The sequence below is a fragment of the Arthrobacter sp. P1_D12 genome, assembly GCF_056406175.1.
In genome coordinates this window covers 18,020-39,409 of record NZ_JBFUAR010000033.1, presented here as the reverse complement: position 1 = coordinate 39,409, position 21,390 = coordinate 18,020, and the positions used below count along the sequence as shown (strand labels likewise).

The following is a 21,390-nucleotide window of genomic DNA, read 5'->3' as shown; positions in this document are numbered from 1 at the left end:
CGATTTTCCGCGGAGATGGCTGCTCCCGCTGTTGCGATCATCCTAGGGCCTTGCCGATGCTCTCCACGTTTCCGGTCATCCACTGCAAGTAGGACTGGCCGTCCGGGAGGGTCTCGCTGAAGTTCACGACCGGGACGCCGGCGTTCTCGGCGGCTTTTTTCACCGCCGCCGTCTGCGGTCCCTCGGTCTGAGTATTGTAGGCCAGCAGCCGGACGCCCCGGGATGCCACGAGATCGACGGTGGTCTTGAGCACGGCGGGCGGGACGTCGGCGTCTTCCTCGATCGCCGCGGTGTACTCGGCCGGGGTTTCGTTCTCCAGTCCGGCGTCCTCGAGCAGGTACAGCGGTACAGGCTCGGTGACGGCCACGGGCGCGTGGCCCGCCGAGGACTTGATGGCGGCGAGCTTCGTTTCCAGGCCGCGGAGCGAGTCCTTGAAGGCCGCCGCGTTGCTCCGGAACGTCTGCGCCGAGGCCGGTTCCAGCGAGCCCAGCTTCCCGGCGACGGCGTCCGCGAGGCGGGACATGGCAGGCAGGCTGTACCAGACGTGTTCGTTCAGCCCCGCGGACCCGTGGGTGTGGCCGGCGGAGTCGGGGCTCGCCGCTGCCGGGCTTTCGCTGGCAGCGCTTTCGGAGACAAGGCCTGAAACGTCCACGGCGCTGATGACGCTGCCGCGGTCCAGTCCGGTGTCGGTCGCCAGCGTGTCGATGAAGGCGTCGTATCCCCCGCCGTTCTCCACCACCAGCTCGGCCTTGGAGATGGCCAGCTTGTCCTGCGTGGTCGCCTCGTAGGAGTGCGGGTCCTGGCTGGTGCGGTTGATGATCGAGCTGACCCGGACCTTGTCGCCGCCGATACTGGAGACGATGTCGCCGTACACACTGGTGGATGCGACGACGTTGACCATGCCGTCCCCCGCGGTCCCCCGCGGGCTGCCGGACGTCGGACTGCACGCGGTGAGCAGGAGGCCCAGGCCGGCAAGACCAGCCAGCAGGACTCGGGCAGCGGGACGACGCACGGAAAACCTCGGATCTGTTATTGAGAATCAGGAGCAATAGCAACAGCCCGAGTGTATCCCTAAATAGGAATCATTCCTATTTAGGGATACACGGCGTGCCCCGCCGGCGCCCGGCCGCAGCTGGGCTGCCGCTTACTGGGCCGCCCGTTATTGGGCTGTCCCTTACTGGTCCTGGCCCAGCCTGCGGTAGCCGGTGGCCTGCGTCGCGTCCCGGATTTCGCCGACGAGCTGCTCGATGACGTCTTCGAGGAACAACACGCCTTGGGTCAGCCCGTCGGGTCCGATCACGCGGGCCAGGTGCGAACCCGTGCGCTGCATGACGGACATGGCCTGCTCGATTTCGTCGTCCATGGCGAGGTTCGCCAGCGACCGGATGCGGCTTTCCGCAATCGGCTGGTGGTACCCGGCGTCCGGGATGGACAGCACGTCCTTGATGTGGAGGTAGCCGGCCAGCATGCCGTCGTCGTCGAGCATCGGGAAGCGCGAGAACCCGGTCCGGCTCACTGCCTTTTCGAATTCGACCGGTGTGGTGGCCGCCTTAAGCATGACGAGTTTGCCCAGCGGAACCATCACACGGGACGCGGTGTGTTCGGAGAACTCGAGCGCTCCGGTGATGAGTCCGGCGTCGTCGTCCACGAGTCCGTGGCGGGTGGATTCCTGCACGATCGACTGCACTTCTTCAAGGGTGAAGGTGGAGGTCACCTCGTCCTTCGGCTCAATCCGCATCAGCTTCAGGATGTGGTTCGCGGACCAGTTAAGCGCCGCAATGACGGGCTTGACGAGCCGCCCGATGAACATCAGCGGCGGCGCCAGCAGCAGCGCCGCCTTGTCCGCGACGGACACGGAGATGTTCTTGGGCACCATTTCGCCGAACGTGACGTGCAGGAACGTCACCAACAGCAGGGCGACGGCGAAGGCCACAATGTTCGCGACCTCCACGGGGACGCCCGCCGCTTCCAGCGGCACGGCCAGGAGGTGGTGGATCGCGGGCTCGGCCACCTGCAGGATCAGCAGCGAGCAGACGGTGATGCCGAGCTGGGCGCAGGCGAGCATGAGGGAAACGTTTTCCATCGCCCGCAGTGTGGTCTGCGCGCGCTTGGAACCTGCTTCGGCCAGCGGCTCGATCTGGCTGCGGCGGGCCGACATGACGGCGAATTCGGCGGCCACGAAGAAGGCGTTGCCCACCAGGAGGAACGCAAGCCAGAGGATTCCTGCCCAGTCGCTCATGCTGCACCTGCCTGGCTGGCGGGCTGGCCGTCGCCGGACACCCGGACGGGCCGGAAACAGATCCGGTCGATCCGGCGGCCGTCCATGCGGGTCACGCTGAGTGTCCCGCCGACGACGTCGACCGTGTCGCCGACTGCCGCGATGCGGCCGAGCTGGCTCATGACGTAGCCTCCCACCGTTTCGTAGGCAGCCTCGTCGGGCACGGTCAGGCCCGGGATCTGTTCGGAGAGTTCATCGGGCCGGAGCAGGCCCGGGAAGTACCAGTCGCCCGAGGCGCTTTGGAGCAGGCCGGGCCGGACCTTGTCATGCTCATCGGCCACTTCCCCGACGATTTCCTCCACGAGGTCCTCCAGCGTGGTGATGCCGGCGGTTCCACCGTATTCATCCAGGACCACGGCCAGTTGCAGGTTGCCCTCGCGCAGTTCGGCGAGGAGGGCGTCAAGGTGGATGGTTTCGGGGACCCGGAGCACGCCGGTCATGATGGCTCCCGCCTGCAGCTTGGCGCGGCGGTCTGCGGGCACGGCAATGGCCTTCTTGATGTGGACCACTCCGCGGATGTCATCGGAGGACTCCCCGATCACGGGGAACCGGGAATATCCGGTGCGCTTGGCGGCCTCGACGATATCCGAGACCGGCTGGTCGGCGTCGATGGTCTCCACGCGGATGCGGGGGGTCATGACGTCCGCGGCGGTCCGCCCGGAGAACTTCAGGGTTCGGGCGATGAAGTTGGCCGTTCCGGCGTCGAGGGTGCCCATGGCCGCGGAGCGGCGCACCAGCGAGGCCAGCTCGGCCGGGGTGCGGGCGCCGGAGATTTCCTCCTTGGCCTCCAGGCCGAAGACGTTGAGGACCTTGTTGGAGAAGCCGTTGAGCACCACGATGGCGGGCTTGAAGATAGCGGTGAACACCAGCTGGGGCCGGGCCACGGCCTTGCCGATCGGAAACGACAGCGCGATGGCCATGTTCTTGGGCACCAGCTCGCCGATCACCATGGAGAGCAGGGTGGCCACCGCCATTGCCAGGACCAGGGACAGCGAGGCAGCCGCCGCCGGCGGGACACCGAGCGCGGTGAGGGGGCCTTCGAGCAGCTTGCCCACGGACGGTTCCATGACATAGCCGGTCAGCAGCGTGGTCATGGTGATGCCCAGCTGGCAGCTGGAAAGCTGGGTGGAGAGTGACTTGAGACATCTGAGCAACGGCTCGGCGGCGGTGTCGCCGGTGTCAACGGCGCGCTGCACGGTGGCCTGGTCCAGGGCGACCAGGGAAAATTCCACGGCGACAAAGAAGCCGGTGCCGAGGATGAGCAGGAGGCCTGCTGCGAGGAGTAGCCATTCCATGTCAGCGGCCTGCTTCCGCAGCAGCGCATGGCACGTGCCGCGTCAGGGGACGCAAATGCGGGAAGGCCCGGCCTGGCGGAGGATGGTCGGCGGCGGCCGACCCTGTTTCCTGGATAGCTCCGGAATGGCGTGCGGCCGGAGAGTGATGGGCGCGTGAACGGGGTTTGCCGGCTCTGCGGGTGGACTGGGCGGGAACGGTTTCCGTACTCCGCTGACAGCCCCCAGGCCGGCACCTAGATTTACTGTCCATAAGAAGTTCAGTCTACAGGAGCAACCGCCACCAGCCCCCGACCGCCCGCGTCACCGGCCGCGCCGGACTCACCAGCTCTGCGGGACGGGCCGGCCCTCCTCGTACCCGGCTGCGGACTGGATGCCTGCCACGGCGCGTTCCCGGAAAGCGGCGAGATCGGCAGCGCCGGCGTAGCTCATGGAACTGCGCAGGCCCGCGGTGATCATGTCCAGCAGGTCCTCGACGCCGGGCCGGGCCGCGTCCACATACATGCGGGACGTGGAGATGCCCTCCTCGAACAAAGCCTTGCGGTCCTTTTCGAAGGCGCCCTCGCGCTGGTTGCGGTTCTGCACCGCCCGGGCGGACGCCATGCCGAAGCTCTCCTTGTACTGCCGGCCCGAGGCGTCGAGCTGCAGGTCCCCGGGGCTCTCGTGCGTACCGGCAAACCAGGAGCCGATCATGACCTGGCTGGCCCCGGCGGCCAGGGCCAGGGCGACGTCGCGCGGGTAGCGGACCCCGCCGTCGGCCCATACCCGGCCGCCGGCTTCCCGGGCCGCGGCGGAGCATTCCAGGACGGCACTGAACTGGGGGCGGCCCACGGCCGTCATCATGCGCGTGGTGCACATGGCGCCGGGGCCCACCCCGACCTTGACGATGTCCGCCCCGGCCTCGATGAGCTCACGCGTGGCATCGCCGGTGACGACGTTGCCGGCGACCACCGGCACGCCGGGGTTGAGACCCTTCACGGCGGCGAGGGCGTCGAACATCTTCTGCTGGTGCCCGTGCGCGGTGTCGAGGACCAGCACGTTCACGCCGGCCGCCAGCAATTCGGCGGCCCGCCCGGCCACGTCCCCGTTGATGCCGACGGCGGCAGCGACCTTCAGCCTGCCCTCGTCGTCCAGGGACGGCCGGTAGAGCGTGGAGCGCAGGGCGCCCTTACGGGTGAGCACGCCGGCCAGGACCCCGTCCTGCTGCACCGGTGCGTAGTCGGTTCCGGCGGCGTCCATCGCTTCAAAGGCGCGGCGGAGGGCCTGCGCAGCATCGGCCGCCGACGCGCCCCCAAACAATCTGCCGGCGAGCGGTCCGGCGTCGAGCACCAGCGGCTGGTGGCGGATGACGGAGGCCAGCGACGCGAAACGGTCCTGACCCTCGCAGTCGGTGGCCCTGACAACACCGGTGACCGCGCCGGAGTCGTCCACCACCACAACGGCCCCGTGCGGCCGCTTGCCCATCAGGTGGAGGGCATCAATGACGGTGTCCGTGGGCGCGAGCGTGACGGGGGTTTCCAGGACCGGGTGGCGCCCCTTGATCCAGGCCGTGACGTCACGGATGACGTCGAGCGGGACGTCCTGCGGCAGGACGCCAAGGCCGCCGCGGCGGGCCATGGTCTCGGCCATCCGCTTCCCCGTGACCGCCGTCATGTTCGCCGCCACGAGCGGGATCGCGGAGCCGGTCCCGTCGTCGGCCGCGAGGTCGACGTCCAGGCGGGAGGTGACATCGGACCGGGACGGGACCAGGAAGAGGTCCGAGTAGGTCAGATCGGTGGTGGGCTCATTCAGGAAACGCACTGCTGCTCCTTTGCTGGCACCCGCAGCTGGCACCGTCGGCGACAAACGGGTTCTCACTGCATTCTAGGGCGGTTTCCGGCGGGGCCGGCACCGCCTCCGGCACCGCGTCCGGCCTCGCGCAGGGCACCGCATGAGGGCCGCATCCGGGCCGCATCCGGGCCGCATCCGGGGCCGATTCGGCAACTCTTCTTCACCGCAATTCGGCGGCTGCCGGGGCGGATCATGATTTGGGTCACGCTTATTGGCGGTTTGGCAAGAATCCTCACTAGACTGGCATGGGTCTGGGTTCACTGGACGCAGAGACTGGCTCAATCGTTGTGCCGAGGCACCATGGAAGCCAGAGGGAATCAAACTCACGGAAGAGGCGTATTTCAAGTGCCAGAGCAGCCTAGCCACCGTCTACCAGAGGAATTTGGCGGAAACGAGTGGCTCGTTGACGAACTGTATGAGCGTTACCAGCAGGACAAGAACACGGTCGACTCCAAGTGGTGGCCCCTGTTCGAATCCTTTGAAGCTAGTGACGCCTCTCCCGCCAACGGAACGTCCGGCACCGCGACAGCTGTGCATCCTGCCACCCGTGAACTTCCCGTTGTAGCGCCCGCCGCGGCTCCGGCTGCACCTGCCCCCGCCGCCCCCGCAGCTCCCGCCGCCACGGCTGCGCCCGCACCGGCTGCGCCCGCCGCCAAGAAAGCCCCGGCCACCGTCGCCCGGGACGGCTCCAAGACTTCCGACGCCGGCCCCGGCACCGCACCGATCCCGGCGCAGCTGCCCAAGAACCTCAAGGCCCCGACGGCTCCCGAAGAAGATGTCGTCTCGGTCCTGCGCGGCCCGGCCAAGGCGATCGCCTCGAACATGGTCACCAGCCTGGAAGTGCCGACCGCGACGAGCGTGCGCGCCATCCCGGCGAAGCTCCTGATCGACAACCGCGTGGTCATCAACTCCAACCTGGCCCGCGCCCGCGGCGGCAAGGTCTCCTTCACGCACCTGATCGGCTACGCCGTCATCCGCGCCCTGTCCCAGTTCCCGTCGATGAACGTCTACTACGACGAGATCGACGGCAAGCCGGTGGCTGTCCAGCCGGCGCACGTGAACTTCGGCATCGCGATCGACATGCCCAAGCCCGACGGCACCCGCCTGCTCATGGTCCCGAACATCAAGAAGGCGGAGACCCTCAACTTCTCCGAGTTCTGGCACACCTACGAGGACCTGATCAAGCGTGCCCGCAACGGCAAGCTGACCGCGGACGACCACTCCGGCACCACCGTGTCCCTGACCAACCCCGGCGGCATCGGCACCGTCCACTCGGTCCCGCGCCTGTCCAAGGGCCAGGCCGCCATCATCGGCGTCGGCGCACTGGACTACCCTGCCGAGTTCCAGGGTGCCAGCGAGAAGATCATCGCGCAGAACGCGATCAGCAAGGTCCTCACACTGACCTCCACCTATGACCACCGCGTCATCCAGGGTGCCGGCAGCGGCGAGTTCCTCAAGCTCGTGCACCAGCTGCTGCTGGGCGCGCAGAACTTCTACGACGAGATCTTCGAGTCCCTGCGTATCCCCTACGAGCCCGTGCGCTGGAGCCCCGACCTTCAGGTGGACCCGGCCGACGAGATCAACAAGGTCGCCCGGATCCAGCAGCTGATCCACGCTTACCGCGTGCGCGGCCACCTCATGGCGGACACCGATCCGCTCGAGTACGTCCAGCGCAAGCACCCGGACCTCGATGTCCTGACCTACGGCCTGACCCTGTGGGACCTGGACCGCGAGTGGCCCACCGGCGGCTTCGGCGGCAGGCCGATGCTCAAGTTCCGCGACATCCTCGGCGTCCTCCGTGATGCCTACTGCCGCACCGCCGGCATCGAATACATGCACATTCAGGACCCGGCCGAGCGCAAGTGGTTCCAGGACCAGCTGGAGCACCCGTACTCGAAGCCGAGCCGCGACGAGCAGCTGCGCATCGTCTCCAAGCTCAACGCCGCCGAGGCCTTCGAGACCTTCCTGCAGACGAAGTTCGTCGGCCAGAAGCGCTTCTCGCTCGAGGGCGGCGAGTCCCTGATCCCGCTGCTGGACGCGATCATCTCCGACGCCGCCGACGACGAACTCGACGAAGTGGCGATCGGCATGGCCCACCGCGGCCGCCTCAACGTGCTGACCAACATCGCGGGCAAGACCTACGCGCAGGTCTTCCGCGAATTCGAAGGCACCCAGGACCCGCGCTCCGTGCAGGGCTCCGGCGACGTCAAGTACCACCTGGGCACCGAGGGCACCTTCACCTCGGACAACGGCAAGGAGACCAAGGTCTACCTCGCCGCGAACCCGTCCCACCTCGAGGCCGTCGATTCCGTCCTCGAAGGAATCGTCCGTGCCAAGCAGGACCGCCTGGACCAGGGCGAGGCGTTCCCCGTGCTGCCGATCATGGTGCACGGCGACGCCGCCTTCGCGGGCCAGGGCGTGGTCGCGGAAACGCTCAACCTCTCCCAGCTGCGCGGGTACCGCACCGGCGGCACTATCCACATCGTGGTCAACAACCAGGTCGGCTTCACCACCGCACCGTCGTCCTCGCGGTCCTCCACGTACTCCACGGACGTCGCCAAGATGATCCAGGCACCGGTGTTCCACGTGAACGGCGACGACCCGGAGGCCGTGGTCCGCATCGGGCAGCTTGCCTACGAGTTCCGCCAGCGTTTCCACAAGGACGTTGTCATCGACATGGTCTGCTACCGCCGCCGCGGCCACAACGAGGGCGATGACCCCTCGATGACCCAGCCGCTGATGTACAACCTGATCGAGGCCAAGCGCTCGGTCCGCAAGCTGTACACCGAATCGCTGATCGGCCGCGGTGACATCACCGAGGAAGAAGCCGAGCAGCTGCTGCGGGACTACCAGGAACGCCTGGAACGCGTCTTCGCGGAAACCCACGCGGCCCAGACGTCCCCGATCCCGATCATCACGGCCGATTCGGCCGCGGTGTCGGACCTGGAACGCCCCATGGCCCAGCAGTCCGATTCCGGCGTCAGCGCGCCGGTATCCACCGCGATCTCCGCGGAGACCCTGGCCCGCATCGGCAAGGCCCACACCGATATCCCGGACGGCTTCACCGTCCACGCCAAGCTCAAGCAGCTGCTGGAGAAGCGTGAGGCGATGTCCCGCGAAGGCGGCATCGACTGGGGCTTCGGTGAACTGGCCGCGTTCGGTTCGCTCATCATGGAAGGCGTCCCCGTCCGGCTCGCAGGCCAAGACTCGCGCCGCGGCACCTTCGTGCAGCGCCACGCCGTCTTCCACGACCGCGCCAACGGCGACGAGTGGCTTCCGCTGTCCCACCTCTCGGATGACCAGGCGAAGCTGTGGATCTACGATTCGCTGCTCTCCGAATACGCCGCCATGGGCTTCGAATACGGATACTCGGTGGAACGCCCGGATGCGTTGGTGCTCTGGGAAGCGCAGTTCGGTGACTTCGTCAACGGCGCGCAGACCATCATCGATGAGTTCATCTCCTCGGCCGAGCAGAAATGGGGCCAGCGGTCCTCGCTGGTTCTCATGCTGCCGCACGGCTACGAGGGCCAGGGCCCGGACCACTCCTCCGCCCGCATCGAGCGCTTCCTGCAGATGTGCGCCGAAGAGAACATGATCGTGGCCAACCCCACGACGTCGGCCTCGCACTTCCACCTGCTGCGCCGCCAGGCGTACAGCAGGCCGCGCAAGCCGCTCATCATCTTCACGCCCAAGCAGCTGCTCCGCCTCAAGGCCGCCGCGTCCTCCGTGGAGGACTTCACCACCGGCTCGTTCCGCCCGGTCATTCCGGAACACGCGCAGCTGCAGGCCGACGCCGTCGAACGCGTGCTGCTGGTCTCCGGACGCCTGTACTACGATCTGCTGTCCACCCGGCAGAAGACCGAGAACAAGACCACGGCGATCGTCCGCGTCGAGCAGCTGTACCCGCTGCCGGCCGACGAGATCGCCGCGGAGCTGGCCAAGTACCCGAACGCCGAAGTGGTCTGGGCGCAGGATGAACCGGCCAACCAGGGTCCGTGGCCGTTCATCGGCCTGAACCTGCCGGACGCCCTGGACCGCCGGGTCCGCCTCATCTCCCGCCCCGCCTCGGCCTCCACCGCGGCAGGGTCGATGAAGCGCCACGCGGCAGAACAGGACTCCCTGCTCAAGCAGGCATTCGCTCGTAAATAGCGGCATTACTGCCCGGCCGGAGACTGAAACAACAACACTCCGGCCGGGCGGTTCTGTTTAATGGACTATTAGTGGTCAGCTTGATGGACAGCGTTGAAGTGAAGAGGTAGTCGTGGAAGATCGGAAGCTGCGGATCGCAGCCGTTGGGGACGAGCTGTTGGCCGGGCTTGGTGATCCGCGCGCCTTGGGCTGGCTGGGCCGGGTCCTGGCCCGCACGCCGCAGGACAGCGTGGCCCTGGAGTGCTACTCCCTGCCATGCCCCGAAGAGGGCACCGAGGGCCTTGCAGCCCGCTGGCTCGAGGAGTCGGGCCGACGATTCGGCAACCACCACGAAAACCGCCTGGTGATCGGCCTGTCAGGACGCGACATTGAGTTCGGCCTGTCCACTGCCCGAAGCCGCCTGAACCTGGCCAACATCCTGGACTCCGCCTCCCAGAACAAGATCGAGGTCTTCGTCGTGGGCCCGCCGCCCACGCTCGACCCCGCACAGAACCGCAGGCTCGGCGAGCTCAACACCGCCTTTGCCGACGTCACGACGCGCCGGAAGCACCTCTATGTCGACACGTTCTCGCCGCTGCTGAACCACGAGCAGTGGCGCCAGGACCTCGCGGCCAACGGCGGCACGCCCGGCCAGGCCGGCTATGGCCTCATGGCCTGGCTCGTGCTGCACCGCGGCTGGTTCCAGTGGCTGGGCCTGGACACTCCGGAATAGGCGGGTAAGCAGGCAACCGGTCGCGCCGGGTCCCACCCTCCAGGGGATTTCGCGATATATCTTGACCTGCCGGCAAGCGCGATATATCGTGACTTCATAGTCGCGATATATCGTTAGTTGCCCAGCCCCTTTCGCCTTTCCGGAGGAACCATGTCAGAGAACACGTGGACCGTGACCGGCCCGCAGACCATCGACGTCGACGGCGTCCACTCCCTCAAACTCGGGATTGTCCGCGGCCGCTTCGACATCGTCACCCATGACGAGGACGTTGCCAGGATCGAGGTCTCCGAAATCGAAGGCGATCCCCTGTCGGTTTCGACCGTCAACGGCCGCCTGGAAGTCCGCCACCAGCTGCACGGCCCGCAGGGCTGGTTCAAGAACCTGATGAGCACCGTCAACAACGGCAGCAGCAACTCGGTGGTCATCAGCATCGCCCTGCCGGCCGGCGTCGAGGTCGAGGCCGGGACGGTGAGCGGCGACGGCATGGTTTCCGGGCTCAGCGGCCACACCCGGCTCAACACCGTCTCGGGATCCGTGCTGGCCGACGGCACCGCCGGCAACCTGTCCGTCAACACTGTCAGCGGCGAGGTGATTGCCCGCAACCACCGCGGCGTCCTGACCGCCAAGAGCGTCTCCGGTGAAGTGACGGCCTCGGGCGAATTCAGCAACATCCGGGCGAACACCGTCAGCGGCGACCTGAACTTCGACCTGCACGGCTTCACCCATGACTTTGGCGCCAATTCGGTCTCCGGCGACGTTACCATCCGGCTGCCGCACGACGTCGGGGTGGACATCGTGGCCAAGTCCGCCAGCGGCGCGGTGGTCATCGATGACACGAGGTACGTCCAGCCCGGCGGCACGGTGCAGACCATTGCGGGACCGGACGCCAAGCTGATGCTGGTCCGGACCAACTCGGTCTCCGGAAAAACGTCGCTCTTCCACGGCCAGCCCAGCCCGGACACCGAAACGGCCCTCTGATGCCTCCCGTCTTCGCCCACGGGGCGCTGCGGCTGTACCTGCTCGCCCTGCTCGAATCGGGCCCCAAGCACGGCTACGAGCTGATCAAGGCGCTCAGCGAGCGTTTCGGCGGCACGTACTCCCCCAGTGCCGGAACCATCTACCCGCGCCTGGGCAAGCTCGAAGAGGAAGGGCTCGTCGCCACCCGCACGGAAGGCCGCCGCACCAACTACAGCATCACTCCGGCCGGCCTCACGGAACTGAACCGCCGGCGGGACGAACTCGCCGGCGTCGAGAACGACATCTCGGCGTCGGTCCGCCGGCTTGCCGACAACCTGCGCCAGGACATCCGCGTCAACATGCGCGGCCTCCGGGCCGACCTTGCGGCCACGGCGGAGGCGGCCCGGACCTCGGCCCACGCCGCCGGTTCTGCCGGCGGGACGGGCACTGCCGGCGGCGCGGGAAGCCCGCGGTACTCCCCGGAGGGCGAACGGCGGCTGAAGGAGGCGGAAATGCTGGTGCAGGCGTTCCGGGACGACATGCGGGTGGAACTGCGCCGTCATGCCGGGAGCCGTCCGGTTACCGCCGTCACGCTCGAAACGGTCAGGACCGTGCTGGACCAGGCCCGGATCTCGATCCGAAATTCGTTGGAGGGCTGAGGCCGGGCCGGACCGGCCGCGGCCCGTAGCACGGGCCTCCGGTTCGCGGCGGGTGCCGCGATGTGGGAGACTTGAGGGCAGCTCTTTTGAGTACCAAGATTAAGGAGGCCAGCTATGAGCAAACGTGCACGTAAACGTCGTGACCGTAAGCGTGGCGGCGCGAACCACGGTAAGCGCCCCAACGCCTAAGCAAAGCTTGGAATGACAGCTTTAGACGAATGACCCCGGAATCCTCACGGAATCCGGGGTCATTCGTTTAATGTCGGCTCAGGCTTCCCTGGTCCGGCTCACGCTTCCACTGTCCGGATCGAGTGAATCCGGTCCAGGATGGAGTTCTTGAGGTTTTCCGGAGCTGCTTCCGTGCACGAACGCTTGACCATCACGCGGATGACACATTCGAGGTCGTACTGCTCCAGGCACTCCGGGCAACTGTCCAGGTGGTCCTTGATCTCTGCGATGTCTGCACGCGTGAGCGCACCATCCAGATATTCATAGATACGTTGCATCCGGGCGTCATCGCAATCGCCCAGTCCCTGGCAGTCGCTCATTTCCTGTTCTCCTGTTTGTTGCTGTCGGCCGCGGCGCTTGACTCGGTGGCGGCCCTGAATCCTCGTTCGGCGGCATAGTCCGCCAGCATGTCCCGCAGCATCTTCCGGCCGCGGTGCAGCCGCGACATGACGGTCCCGATGGGGGTGTTCATGATGTCCGAAATTTCCTTGTACGCGAAACCCTCGACGTCGGCGAAGTACACGGCCAGCCGGAATTCCTCCGGAATCGACTGGAGGGCGCGCTTCACATCCGAGTCGGGCAGGTGGTCCAGGGCCTCAGCCTCCGCCGAACGCAGTCCCGAGGACGTATGCGACTCGGCGCGGGCCAGCTGCCAGTCCTCGATGGTGTCCGAATTCGACTGCAGCGGCTCGCGCTGACGCTTCCGGTACAGGTTGATGTACGTGTTGGTGAGGATGCGGTACAGCCAGGCCTTCAGATTGGTTCCGGGCTTGTACTGGTGGAACGCGGAAAACGCCTTCGTATACGCCTCCTGGACCAGGTCCTCGGCGTCGGAGGGGTTCCGGGCCATCCTCATGGCCGCCGAATACAGCTGGTCCACGTACTGCATGGCGTCACGCTCAAAGCGCACCCGGCGCTCTTCCGCGGACTCGTTGGAGACATCAAGGGGCTTCCCGTCCACCTCGGTCTCCAAAGCGGCGGGCGTGCCGGCATCAGGTGTCTTGGTGGGCGTGGCGTCGTTTCCGGCAACCTCGTGCATGGCCGCAACGGCCGGGTCCATGGTGCTCATTGCGTTCAAGTCTACTGTCACCTTCCGCCGGGCACCCGGAACCGACGGAAGCGCGAGGGTCCATGATTGCCCGGAACCGGCTTCCGGTTCCGCCCTGTCTTTGACCAGAGTCAAATCTCCGCCTTCGTTAGCCTGCTGGGATCTGCCTTTCACAACCACGTCCTGCGGGCAAATATTCCGCAAAAGTGCAAGACTAGAACCGGTTCTCCCGCAGTGAAGCCGCTGTTCGTCCATCCAGGAGGAAATTCATGTCGTTTGTCCGCTTTCTCGCCCGGCCCATGCTCGCCTCCAGTTTCGTCCTCGCCGGCATGGACAAGCTCAAGAACGCGGATGACACTGCGGCCCAGCTGTCCCCCCTGTTGCGGCGTGCGGCCGACGCCTTGCCGTTCCAGCCAAATGAGAAAGTCGTGGCACGCGTGATCGGCGGCACCCAGATCGGTGCCGGCGTCTGCTTCGCCCTCGGCAAGTCCGCCCGGCTGGCGGCCACCCTGCTCGCCGTCATTTCGCTCCTGAACGGCTACGTCGAATGGCGCAGCGCGGACATCTCCTCGAAGGAAGCCCGCGACGCCCGCCGCAAACAGCTCCTGAAAAACGTCTCCCTCACCGGCGGCGTGCTCCTCGCCGCGGTCGATACCGCCGGCAAGCCCAGCCTGGCCTGGCGCGCCGGGCACCTGGCCGCCGATGCCAAGAAGAGCGCCGGCCACCTCGCCGCCGATGCCCGCAAGACCACCAACAAGCAGCTGAAGAAGGCCGACAAAGTCGTCCGCAAGGCCGTAGACCACTCTGCCGGGGCCTAAGACGGTAATGACTGGCACCACCCCCTCTGCAGCTGCCCCGTCCCACCCTGCCGGCGCCCATGCAGCCGGTACGCACTGGCCCGCCCCCTTCGCAGCACGGCCGGTCGATGCCACTGTCACCGTTCCCGGATCCAAGTCACTGACCAACCGGTACCTCGTGCTCGCCGCCCTCGCGGACGGACCTTCCCGGCTGCGCGCTCCCCTGCACTCCCGGGATTCCGCGCTGATGATTGAGGCCCTGCGGCAGTTGGGGGCCACCGTCACGGAAGTGCCCGGCGACGGCGCCTTCGGCCCCGACCTGGAAATCGTCCCGATCAGCATGGACACCGCGGCGGCGGACACGGCGATCGACTGCGGCCTGGCCGGTACAGTCATGCGCTTTGTGCCGCCGGTGGCCGCGCTGCGCCGCGGTGAGTCCCGTTTCGACGGCGACCCGCACGCCCGCAAACGCCCCATGGGCACCATTATCGAGGCCCTCGCTGGCCTGGGTGTGGCAGTCACCGCACCCGACGGCGGTCCGGCGTCGTCGTTGCCGTTCACGGTGCACGGCTCGGGCGAGGTGCGCGGCGGCCACCTGGTCATTGATGCCAGCGCTTCGTCCCAGTTCGTCTCCGCCCTGCTCCTGGCCGGGGCGCGCTTCACCGAGGGACTCCACCTCGAACATCAAAGCAGCGAACACGTCGGCAAGCCCGTGCCGAGCCTGGACCACATCAACATGACCGTGGCCGTGCTGCGCGGCGTGGGCGTGGCAGTCGACGACTCGGTGCCGAACCACTGGGTTGTCTCCCCCGGCCCGATCCGCGCCTTCGACGTCCGGATCGAGCAGGACCTCTCCAACGCCGGACCCTTCCTCGCGGCGGCCCTGGCCACCGGCGGCACCGTGCGGATCCCGAACTGGCCCGCCGAAACCACCCAGGTGGGTGATCTCTGGCGCGGAATCCTGACCGCCATGGGCGCCACGGTGACGGTTGACGGCGGCACCCTGACCGTCAGCGGAGGGCCGGAGATCAAGGGCGGCGACTTCGACGAGACCAGCGAACTCGCCCCCACCGTAGCCGCGTTGTGCGCCCTCGCCACCGGCCCCTCACGGCTGGGCGGCATCGCCCACCTCCGCGGCCATGAAACGGACCGGCTCGCCGCCCTCGTCGCCGAAATCAACCGCCTCGGCGGCGACGCCGAAGAAACCCCCGACGGCCTCATCATCCGCCCGGCCGCGCTGCACGGCGGTGTGGTGCACAGCTACGCGGACCACCGCATGGCAACCGCCGGCGCCATCCTCGGCCTTGCCGTAGCCGGCGTGGAAGTCGAGGACATCGCCACCACGGCCAAGACCATGCCCGATTTCCCGCAACTCTGGGAAGCGATGCTGGCCCAGGGATCCGCCGCAGATGAGGACACCGCCGGTGGCACGCAGCACTGATTCCTGGGACGAGTCCGACGTCCGGATCCGGCCGAACAAGAAGGGCACACGGCCCCGCACCAAGGACCGGCCCAGCTACGACGACGCCGTCACCGGACGCATCATCACCGTTGACCGCGGCCGCTACACCGCCGTCGTCGGCGAAGGGACCGCGGACGAACGCAAGATCATCGCGGCCCGGGCCCGGGAACTGCGCCGCAACCCGGTGGTTGCCGGCGACTTCGTCTCCCTCGTGGGGGACGTCACCGGCGAGCCCGACACCCTGGCGCGGCTGGTCAAGATCCAGGACCGCAAGACGCTGCTGCGCCGCAGCGCCGACGACACGGACCCGATCGAACGTGCCGTCGTGGCCAACGCCGACCAGCTGGTGGTGGTGGTCGCCGCCGCCAACCCCGAGCCGCGGACCGGTTTCATCGACCGCGCGCTGGTGGCCGCGTACGACGCCGGCATTGAGCCGCTGCTGCTCGTCACCAAGGCCGACGTCAAGGATCCTGCCGAGCTGCTGTCCAACTACCAGCACCTCGACTTCCCCGTCATCATCTCCAAGACCGCGGACTCCGCCGCTTCCGGCATCGACGCCCGCTCCGACGACGGGCTCTCCGCCCGGCTCGACAAGGACGCGGTATCCCAGCTGCGCGACTACCTCGACGGCAAGGTCACCGTGATGCTGGGCCATTCCGGCGTCGGCAAGTCCACTATGGTCAACGCCCTGACCGGGGCCGAGCGGGCCACGGGAGGCGTGAACGCGGTAACCGGCCGCGGCCGCCACACGTCCTCCTCGGCACTGGCGCTCAAAGTCAACGATGCCCCGGCCGGCAGCTGGATCATCGACACCCCCGGCATCCGGTCCTTCGGCCTGGCCCACGTGGACCCGGACCGGATCCTGCGCTCCTTCCCGGACCTGGAGCCGGGCACCGATGATTGCGAACGCGGCTGCAAGCATGACTCCACCGCCGTCAACTGCGGCGTCGACAAGTGGGTTGCGGCCGGGCACGCGGGGCCTTCGGGACCGGCCAGGCTCGCGTCCCTGCGCCGGCTGCTGGGCACTGACCCGCGGATGGAAGCGCAGGAAACCAAGGAACTGGGCACCGTCTCCTAGCCGGACCAGCAACGGGGCGGCGGCGCCGTGCCGCGGCCTACCGCCCGGCGGCCCGGTTTGACGGTAGTTTGGAACCATGAGTCAACCCGCTTCGAGCTACAACGATGACCTGCGCCTTGCCCATGTACTGGCAGATTCGGTCGATTCCCAGACCATGAGCCGCTTCAAGGCGCTCGACCTTCGGATCGAGACGAAGCCCGACCTCACACCCGTCACCGATGCCGACAAGTCCGCGGAAGAGGCCATCCGCGGCCAGCTCTCCCGGTCACGTCCGCGTGACGCGGTCCTGGGCGAAGAATTTGGCAGCTCGGGCCACGGTTCCCGCCGGTGGATCATCGACCCGATCGACGGCACGAAGAACTTTGTCCGCGGCGTCCCGGTCTGGGCCACCCTGATCGCCCTCGTCGATGAGGGCGAGCCGGTGGTCGGCGTCGTCAGCGCGCCGGCACTGGGCAAGCGCTGGTGGGCCGCCAAGGGTGCAGGCGCCTACACGGGCCGCTCGCTCGCCGCCGCCACACGGTTGAAGGTATCCAACGTCTCCAATCTCGAGGACGCCTCGCTGTCCTACTCCAGCCTTGGCGGCTGGAAGGAACGCGGGAACCTGGACGAGTTCCTGGGCCTGACCGAGGAAGTGTGGCGCACCCGCGCCTACGGTGACTTCTGGTCGTACTGCCTCGTGGCCGAGGGCGCCGTGGACATCGCCTGCGAACCCGAGCTGAATCTCTACGACATGGCCGCCCTGGTGCCGATCGTGACCGAGGCCGGCGGCCGCTTCACCTCGCTCGAAGGCGAGGACGGCCCCTTCGGCGGCAACGCCCTGGCCACCAATTCGATCCTGCACTCGGAAGTGCTCAAGCGGCTCAACCCCGGACTCGACGACCTCTTCCAAGCCCACCCGAACAACTGAGCCGCGCCCGTAATAATCCGCTTCACAATCGGCGGCCGCCTTTTCCCCGGCTGCCCCGATGTCCTACGCTCGATGCAGGTCACGAGTGCCAGCGCTAAACCCCGGTTTGCTGGCCGGCAACCCTCCAGTCGCGGTGGGGTGCCCCGGGTGACGACCTGGCCGGTCCGGAACGGACCCGGCAAGCGCGGATTCCCACGGTGTGGGGTCCTGTTCGAGTGAGGTCCCATGACAACTGCCATTTTCCCCGTTGCCCCTGAATTCCATGCACCGCTTGCCCTCGCGGCCCGCCCGCTGGCAGCCGTCACCGGGGCCGAAATCCAGGCCCCGCTGATCACCGGCGGCCACGCGCGCTACGCCAACCTCGACTACGGCGCCTCCGCCCCGGCCCTGTCCGTGGTCTCGGCCTACCTGAACGAAATCCTGCCGTACTACGCGAGCGTGCACCGCGGCGCCGGCTACGCATCGCAGATCAGCACCTCCGTCTACGAGAACGCCCGGGACATCGTGCGGGACTTCGTGGGCGGCCGGCCCGACGATTCCGTGATCTTCACTCGCAACACCACCGATTCCCTGAACCTGCTGGCCGGCTGCCTGCCGCTGCGCGACGGGCGCCCCGCGGGCGAGGTCCTCTACCTCGACATCGAACACCACGCCAACCTCCTGCCCTGGCAGAATGTCCCGCACCGCAGCGTCGTGGCCGCCGCCACCCTCGCGGCCACCGTGGACCGCCTGCGCGACGAACTCGCCCGCGGCGGCGTCAGCCTGCTGGCCGTCACCGGCGCCTCCAACGTCACCGGGGAGATTCTCCCGATCCGGACCCTGGCCGCACTGGCGCACGAATACGGCGCCAGGATCGTTGTCGACGCCGCGCAGCTCGCCCCGCACCGGCGGATTAATATCGCCGCGGACGACGTCGATTACCTCGCCTTCTCGGGGCACAAGCTGTACGCCCCGTTCGGCGCCGGCGTGCTGGTGGGGCGGACGGACTGGCTCGACGCCGGCACCCCGCACCTGGCCGGCGGCGGCGCGGTCCGCGATGCCCGGCTCGACTCCGTCAGCTGGACCACGGGACCTGCCCGGCACGAGGGCGGCTCGCCGAACGTCCTCGGTGCGGCGGCCCTCGCCCGCGCCACCCAGGTCATTGCGGCCCTGGACCCGGAGCAGTGGCAGGCCCACGAGGACGCCATCCGGTCCTTCCTCGTCGAGGGCCTCCAGGGCATCGAAGGGGTAACCGTGCACCGGATCTTTGCCGATTCGGTTTCTGATTCTTCCTCCGCTTCTTCCACTGGAGGCGATCAGCCGGACACCGGCACGATCGGCGTCGTGAACTTTTCCGTGGAAGGCTACGACGCCGGACTGGTGGCCGCCTACCTGTCGGCCGAACACGGCATTGGCCTGCGCGACGGCCGCTTCTGCGCCCACCCGCTGCTCAAGCGGCTCGGCCTGCCCGCCGGCTCCCTGCGGGCCAGCTTCGGCCTTGGCTCACGGCTGGAGGACGCCGAACGCCTGCTGGCCGGCCTGCAGCAGCTGCGGCAGAACGGACTCGGTTGGGATTACGTGGTGGACGCCGGCCGCTGGGTGCCGGCCAACGATACCCGCAGCTACCCCCACTGGGCTCCGAACACCCCGGGCACGGCCGGCGCTGCGCCCTGCACCCTCGACTAGCGCAGGATCAGGGCCCGGCGCGGGTGCGGTAAATTCGAAAGGTATCTGAAACCAGCAGGACCTTCCAGAAGGAGATCGCACGTGGCAAGCGCCGGACCCAGGCTCCACAGCGGACCGAAGCTGCACAGCGAGCGGCGCCAGGAACTCGGACAAAGCTTCCAGGACGGCGGCGAACACTACGAACGCGTCCGCCCCGGCTATCCGCAGGAGTCGGCCGACTGGCTGGTTCCGGCGGGAGCCAGGGACGCCGCGGACATTGGCGCGGGCACCGGGAAGTTCACTTCCCTTTTGGCAGAACGCGGACTGGGCACGGTGGCCGTGGACCCCTCTGCCGACATGCTCGGGCAGTTGCGCCGGACCCTGCCGGACGTCACCGCCATCGAGGGCAGCGCCGAGGACACCGGTCTCGAGCCGGAGTCCTTTGACCTGGTCACGGTTGCCCAGGCGTGGCACTGGTGCGACCCGGGCCCGGCCAGCGCCGAGATTGCCCGGATCCTGCGGCCGCGCGGCGTGCTGGGCCTGATCTGGAACCAGCTGGACACCAGCGTGCCCTGGGTGCACCGGCTCTCCCGGATCATGCACGCCGGGGACGTCCACAAGCCACACTTCCGTCCGGCCGTGGGCCCCGAGTTCACCGGGCTGGAGAGCCACCTGACGCGCTGGGAGGATTCCGTCACGACGGAGGACATCCAGGAGCTCGCCAAGTCCCGCAGCTACTATCTCGCGGCATCGGCCTCCACCCGGACCAAGGTCACAGCCAACCTTGCCTGGTACCTGAACGAGCATCTGGGACACACCCCGGGCGAGGTGCTCCGGCTGCCCTACCTGACCCAGACGTGGCGGGCCTTCCGGGCCTGATGCACGCTCACCCCGGATGCCCCCGGATTGCACGCAGCGCCCGCCGGGCTTATTGTTTCGGTATGCCTAATAATTTCTTATAGGCACACGAAACTTTGACACCGGCTGTTTTCCGGCCGGCGCCGATCATCGCGTCAACGCCGACGCGCCAATCACAGGAGCTGGCAGTGCTGGAGCTAACGGGACACGGGCAACCGGCGCAGGACGCCCCCACTTACAAACACCCGGGTGCCCGGAGGGCGCTGATCGGCCTGTTGGGACCGGCCTTCGTGGCGTCGATCGCCTACGTGGACCCCGGAAACGTGGCCGCCAACCTGACCGCCGGAGCGCAGTACGGCTACCTGCTGGTGTGGGTCCTCGTGGCCGCCAACGTCATGGCCGTCCTCGTCCAGTACCAGTCCGCCAAGCTCGGGATCGTCACGGGCAAGAGCCTTCCGGAGATCCTTGGTGAACGGCTCAAGCCGTTCTGGCGCCGCGCCTTCTGGGTGCAGGCCGAAGTCGTCGCCGCCGCCACCGATCTCGCGGAGGTGGTGGGCGGCGCAATCGCCCTGTACCTGCTTTTCGGCCTGCCCCTCCCCCTGGGCGCCATGATTGTTGGCGCCGTGTCCATGCTCCTGCTCGCGGTCCAGGCCCGGCAGAAACAGCGGCCGTTCGAATTCATCATCATGTTCCTGCTCGGCATCATCACAGTCGGCTTCCTGGCCGGGCTGTTCATCAGCCCGCCCGATCCGGGGGCCGCCCTGGCCGGGCTCATGCCCGGTTTCCAGGGCCCGGACACCGTCCTGTTGGCCGCCAGCATGCTCGGGGCCACCGTCATGCCGCACGCCATCTACGTCCACTCTGCCCTGTCCCGGGACCGGCACCGGCCGGACGAACACCTGCATGTTCCCCCGGCGGCCATCGCGCGCCTGGTCCGGGCCACCCGGTTCGACGTCGTGGCCGCCCTCGCGATCGCCGGGCTGGTCAACATTGGCATGCTGCTCCTGGCCGCCTCCACCCTCGGCGGCGAAGAAGGCACGGACACGATCGAGGGCGCGCACGCCGCCATCACCGCCAATCTCGGCCCGATCGTCGGCGTGATCTTCGCGGTCGGGCTGCTCGCCTCCGGCCTGGCATCGACCTCCGTGGGCTGCTATGCCGGCGGCACCATCATGCAGGGCCTGCTCAAGATCCGGATCCCCGTCATGGCCCGGCGGGTCGTGACCCTTATCCCCGCCGTCGTGCTGCTGGCGGTGGGCTTCGATCCCACCTGGGCGCTCGTCCTGAGCCAGGTGGTCCTCAGCTTCGGGATTCCCTTTGTCCTGGTCCCGCTGGTGGTGCTGACCAGCAACAAAGCCCTGATGGGCCGGTTTGCCGACGGCCCGGCCCTCCGAGTCGCCGCCATCATCAGCGTGGTGCTCGTCGTGGCTCTTAACCTGGTGCTGCTGTGGCTCACTTTCTCCGGAGGCAGCTGACGGTAGGCTTAGGTCT

Annotated in this window: 18 protein-coding genes and 1 riboswitch; of the genes, 12 read left to right on the top strand and 6 right to left on the bottom strand. The window is 67.7% G+C overall.

What is annotated here, in order from left to right; all coding sequences use genetic code 11:
* Window positions 1-37 precede the first annotated feature (37 nt).
* The 4 genes from AC1DZV_RS20390 to AC1DZV_RS20375 all read right to left on the bottom strand — a co-directional run bounded on the left by AC1DZV_RS20390 (window position 38) and on the right by AC1DZV_RS20375 (window position 5,370).
* Complete coding sequence (locus AC1DZV_RS20390; protein WP_476954459.1) at window positions 38-1,012, bottom strand: metal ABC transporter solute-binding protein, Zn/Mn family; 975 nt, start codon at window positions 1,010-1,012, stop codon at window positions 38-40.
* Window positions 1,013-1,174: 162 nt separating this feature from the next.
* Window positions 1,175-2,239, bottom strand: a complete 1,065-nt coding sequence (locus AC1DZV_RS20385) for a hemolysin family protein (protein WP_476946911.1) — start codon at window positions 2,237-2,239, stop codon at window positions 1,175-1,177.
* Window positions 2,236-3,573 (bottom strand): hemolysin family protein, encoded by a 1,338-nt coding sequence (locus AC1DZV_RS20380; protein WP_476951038.1) that lies wholly within the window; start codon window positions 3,571-3,573, stop codon window positions 2,236-2,238. The genes AC1DZV_RS20385 and AC1DZV_RS20380 overlap by 4 nt, the downstream gene beginning before the upstream one ends.
* A 318-nt stretch (window positions 3,574-3,891) precedes the next feature.
* Complete coding sequence (locus AC1DZV_RS20375; protein WP_476951039.1) at window positions 3,892-5,370, bottom strand: GuaB1 family IMP dehydrogenase-related protein; 1,479 nt, start codon at window positions 5,368-5,370, stop codon at window positions 3,892-3,894.
* Window positions 5,371-5,745: 375 nt separating this feature from the next.
* Here AC1DZV_RS20375 and AC1DZV_RS20370 point away from each other — a divergent pair, with 375 nt between their 5' ends.
* The 5 genes from AC1DZV_RS20370 to AC1DZV_RS20350 all read left to right on the top strand — a co-directional run bounded on the left by AC1DZV_RS20370 (window position 5,746) and on the right by AC1DZV_RS20350 (window position 12,066).
* A complete protein-coding gene (locus tag AC1DZV_RS20370; RefSeq protein ID WP_476954458.1) occupies window positions 5,746-9,549 on the top strand; it encodes a multifunctional oxoglutarate decarboxylase/oxoglutarate dehydrogenase thiamine pyrophosphate-binding subunit/dihydrolipoyllysine-residue succinyltransferase subunit in 3,804 nt (1,267 codons plus the stop codon).
* A 112-nt stretch (window positions 9,550-9,661) separates the two neighbouring features.
* Complete coding sequence (locus AC1DZV_RS20365) at window positions 9,662-10,261, top strand: GDSL-type esterase/lipase family protein (protein WP_028277496.1); 600 nt, start codon at window positions 9,662-9,664, stop codon at window positions 10,259-10,261.
* Window positions 10,262-10,411: 150 nt separating this feature from the next.
* Window positions 10,412-11,239 carry a DUF4097 family beta strand repeat-containing protein gene (locus tag AC1DZV_RS20360; RefSeq protein WP_476954457.1) on the top strand — a complete coding sequence of 276 codons (828 nt, stop codon included), beginning with the start codon at window positions 10,412-10,414 and terminating at the stop codon, window positions 11,237-11,239.
* Window positions 11,239-11,877, top strand: coding sequence for a PadR family transcriptional regulator (locus AC1DZV_RS20355; protein WP_476954456.1), 639 nt, complete (start codon window positions 11,239-11,241; stop codon window positions 11,875-11,877). The genes AC1DZV_RS20360 and AC1DZV_RS20355 overlap by 1 nt, the downstream gene beginning before the upstream one ends.
* Window positions 11,878-11,991: 114 nt before the next feature.
* Window positions 11,992-12,066, top strand: a complete 75-nt coding sequence (locus tag AC1DZV_RS20350; RefSeq protein WP_104061284.1) for a 50S ribosomal protein bL37 — start codon at window positions 11,992-11,994, stop codon at window positions 12,064-12,066.
* A 98-nt stretch (window positions 12,067-12,164) separates the two neighbouring features.
* Here AC1DZV_RS20350 and rsrA read toward each other — a convergent pair whose 3' ends face one another.
* Complete coding sequence (rsrA, locus tag AC1DZV_RS20345) at window positions 12,165-12,425, bottom strand: mycothiol system anti-sigma-R factor (protein WP_018775287.1); 261 nt, start codon at window positions 12,423-12,425, stop codon at window positions 12,165-12,167.
* A complete protein-coding gene (locus AC1DZV_RS20340) occupies window positions 12,422-13,174 on the bottom strand; it encodes a sigma-70 family RNA polymerase sigma factor (protein WP_476954455.1) in 753 nt (250 codons plus the stop codon). The genes rsrA and AC1DZV_RS20340 overlap by 4 nt, the downstream gene beginning before the upstream one ends.
* 248 nt (window positions 13,175-13,422) lie before the next feature.
* Here AC1DZV_RS20340 and AC1DZV_RS20335 point away from each other — a divergent pair, with 248 nt between their 5' ends.
* The 7 genes from AC1DZV_RS20335 (at window position 13,423) to AC1DZV_RS20305 (ending at window position 21,374) form a co-directional block, all read left to right on the top strand.
* Window positions 13,423-13,971: a DoxX family protein gene (locus AC1DZV_RS20335; RefSeq protein ID WP_028277492.1), complete on the top strand. Its 549-nt coding sequence runs from the start codon at window positions 13,423-13,425 to the stop codon at window positions 13,969-13,971.
* Between the two features lie 7 nt (window positions 13,972-13,978).
* Window positions 13,979-15,391, top strand: a complete 1,413-nt coding sequence (gene aroA / locus AC1DZV_RS20330) for a 3-phosphoshikimate 1-carboxyvinyltransferase (RefSeq protein ID WP_476954454.1) — start codon at window positions 13,979-13,981, stop codon at window positions 15,389-15,391.
* Complete coding sequence (gene rsgA, locus AC1DZV_RS20325; protein WP_079553032.1) at window positions 15,375-16,490, top strand: ribosome small subunit-dependent GTPase A; 1,116 nt, start codon at window positions 15,375-15,377, stop codon at window positions 16,488-16,490. Before aroA ends, rsgA begins: the two co-directional genes overlap by 17 nt.
* Before the next feature lie 76 nt (window positions 16,491-16,566).
* Complete coding sequence (gene hisN / locus AC1DZV_RS20320) at window positions 16,567-17,397, top strand: histidinol-phosphatase (protein ID WP_028277489.1); 831 nt, start codon at window positions 16,567-16,569, stop codon at window positions 17,395-17,397.
* A 77-nt stretch (window positions 17,398-17,474) separates the two neighbouring features.
* Window positions 17,475-17,588: riboswitch (SAM riboswitch) on the top strand.
* 34 nt (window positions 17,589-17,622) lie between these two features.
* Window positions 17,623-19,062 (top strand): aminotransferase class V-fold PLP-dependent enzyme, encoded by a 1,440-nt coding sequence (locus AC1DZV_RS20315; protein ID WP_476954453.1) that lies wholly within the window; start codon window positions 17,623-17,625, stop codon window positions 19,060-19,062.
* Window positions 19,063-19,143: 81 nt separating this feature from the next.
* Window positions 19,144-19,920 carry a class I SAM-dependent methyltransferase gene (locus AC1DZV_RS20310; RefSeq protein ID WP_476954452.1) on the top strand — a complete coding sequence of 259 codons (777 nt, stop codon included), beginning with the start codon at window positions 19,144-19,146 and terminating at the stop codon, window positions 19,918-19,920.
* Between the two features lie 167 nt (window positions 19,921-20,087).
* Complete coding sequence (locus AC1DZV_RS20305) at window positions 20,088-21,374, top strand: Nramp family divalent metal transporter (protein WP_476954451.1); 1,287 nt, start codon at window positions 20,088-20,090, stop codon at window positions 21,372-21,374.
* Window positions 21,375-21,390 lie beyond the last annotated feature (16 nt).

Excerpts from the sequence above, each read along its gene's own strand:
- AC1DZV_RS20340 (WP_476954455.1), bottom strand. The coding sequence starts at position 13,174 with ATGAGCACCATGGACCCGGCCGTTGCGGCCATGCACGAGGTTGCCGGA.
- AC1DZV_RS20315 (WP_476954453.1), top strand. The coding sequence starts at position 17,623 with ATGACAACTGCCATTTTCCCCGTTGCCCCTGAATTCCATGCACCGCTT.
- rsrA (WP_018775287.1), bottom strand. The coding sequence starts at position 12,425 with ATGAGCGACTGCCAGGGACTGGGCGATTGCGATGACGCCCGGATGCAA.
- AC1DZV_RS20360 (WP_476954457.1), top strand. The coding sequence starts at position 10,412 with ATGTCAGAGAACACGTGGACCGTGACCGGCCCGCAGACCATCGACGTC.
- AC1DZV_RS20385 (WP_476946911.1), bottom strand. The coding sequence starts at position 2,239 with ATGAGCGACTGGGCAGGAATCCTCTGGCTTGCGTTCCTCCTGGTGGGC.
- AC1DZV_RS20355 (WP_476954456.1), top strand. The coding sequence starts at position 11,239 with ATGCCTCCCGTCTTCGCCCACGGGGCGCTGCGGCTGTACCTGCTCGCC.
- AC1DZV_RS20335 (WP_028277492.1), top strand. The coding sequence starts at position 13,423 with ATGTCGTTTGTCCGCTTTCTCGCCCGGCCCATGCTCGCCTCCAGTTTC.
- hisN (WP_028277489.1), top strand. The coding sequence starts at position 16,567 with ATGAGTCAACCCGCTTCGAGCTACAACGATGACCTGCGCCTTGCCCAT.
- aroA (WP_476954454.1), top strand. The coding sequence starts at position 13,979 with ATGACTGGCACCACCCCCTCTGCAGCTGCCCCGTCCCACCCTGCCGGC.
- AC1DZV_RS20380 (WP_476951038.1), bottom strand. The coding sequence starts at position 3,573 with ATGGAATGGCTACTCCTCGCAGCAGGCCTCCTGCTCATCCTCGGCACC.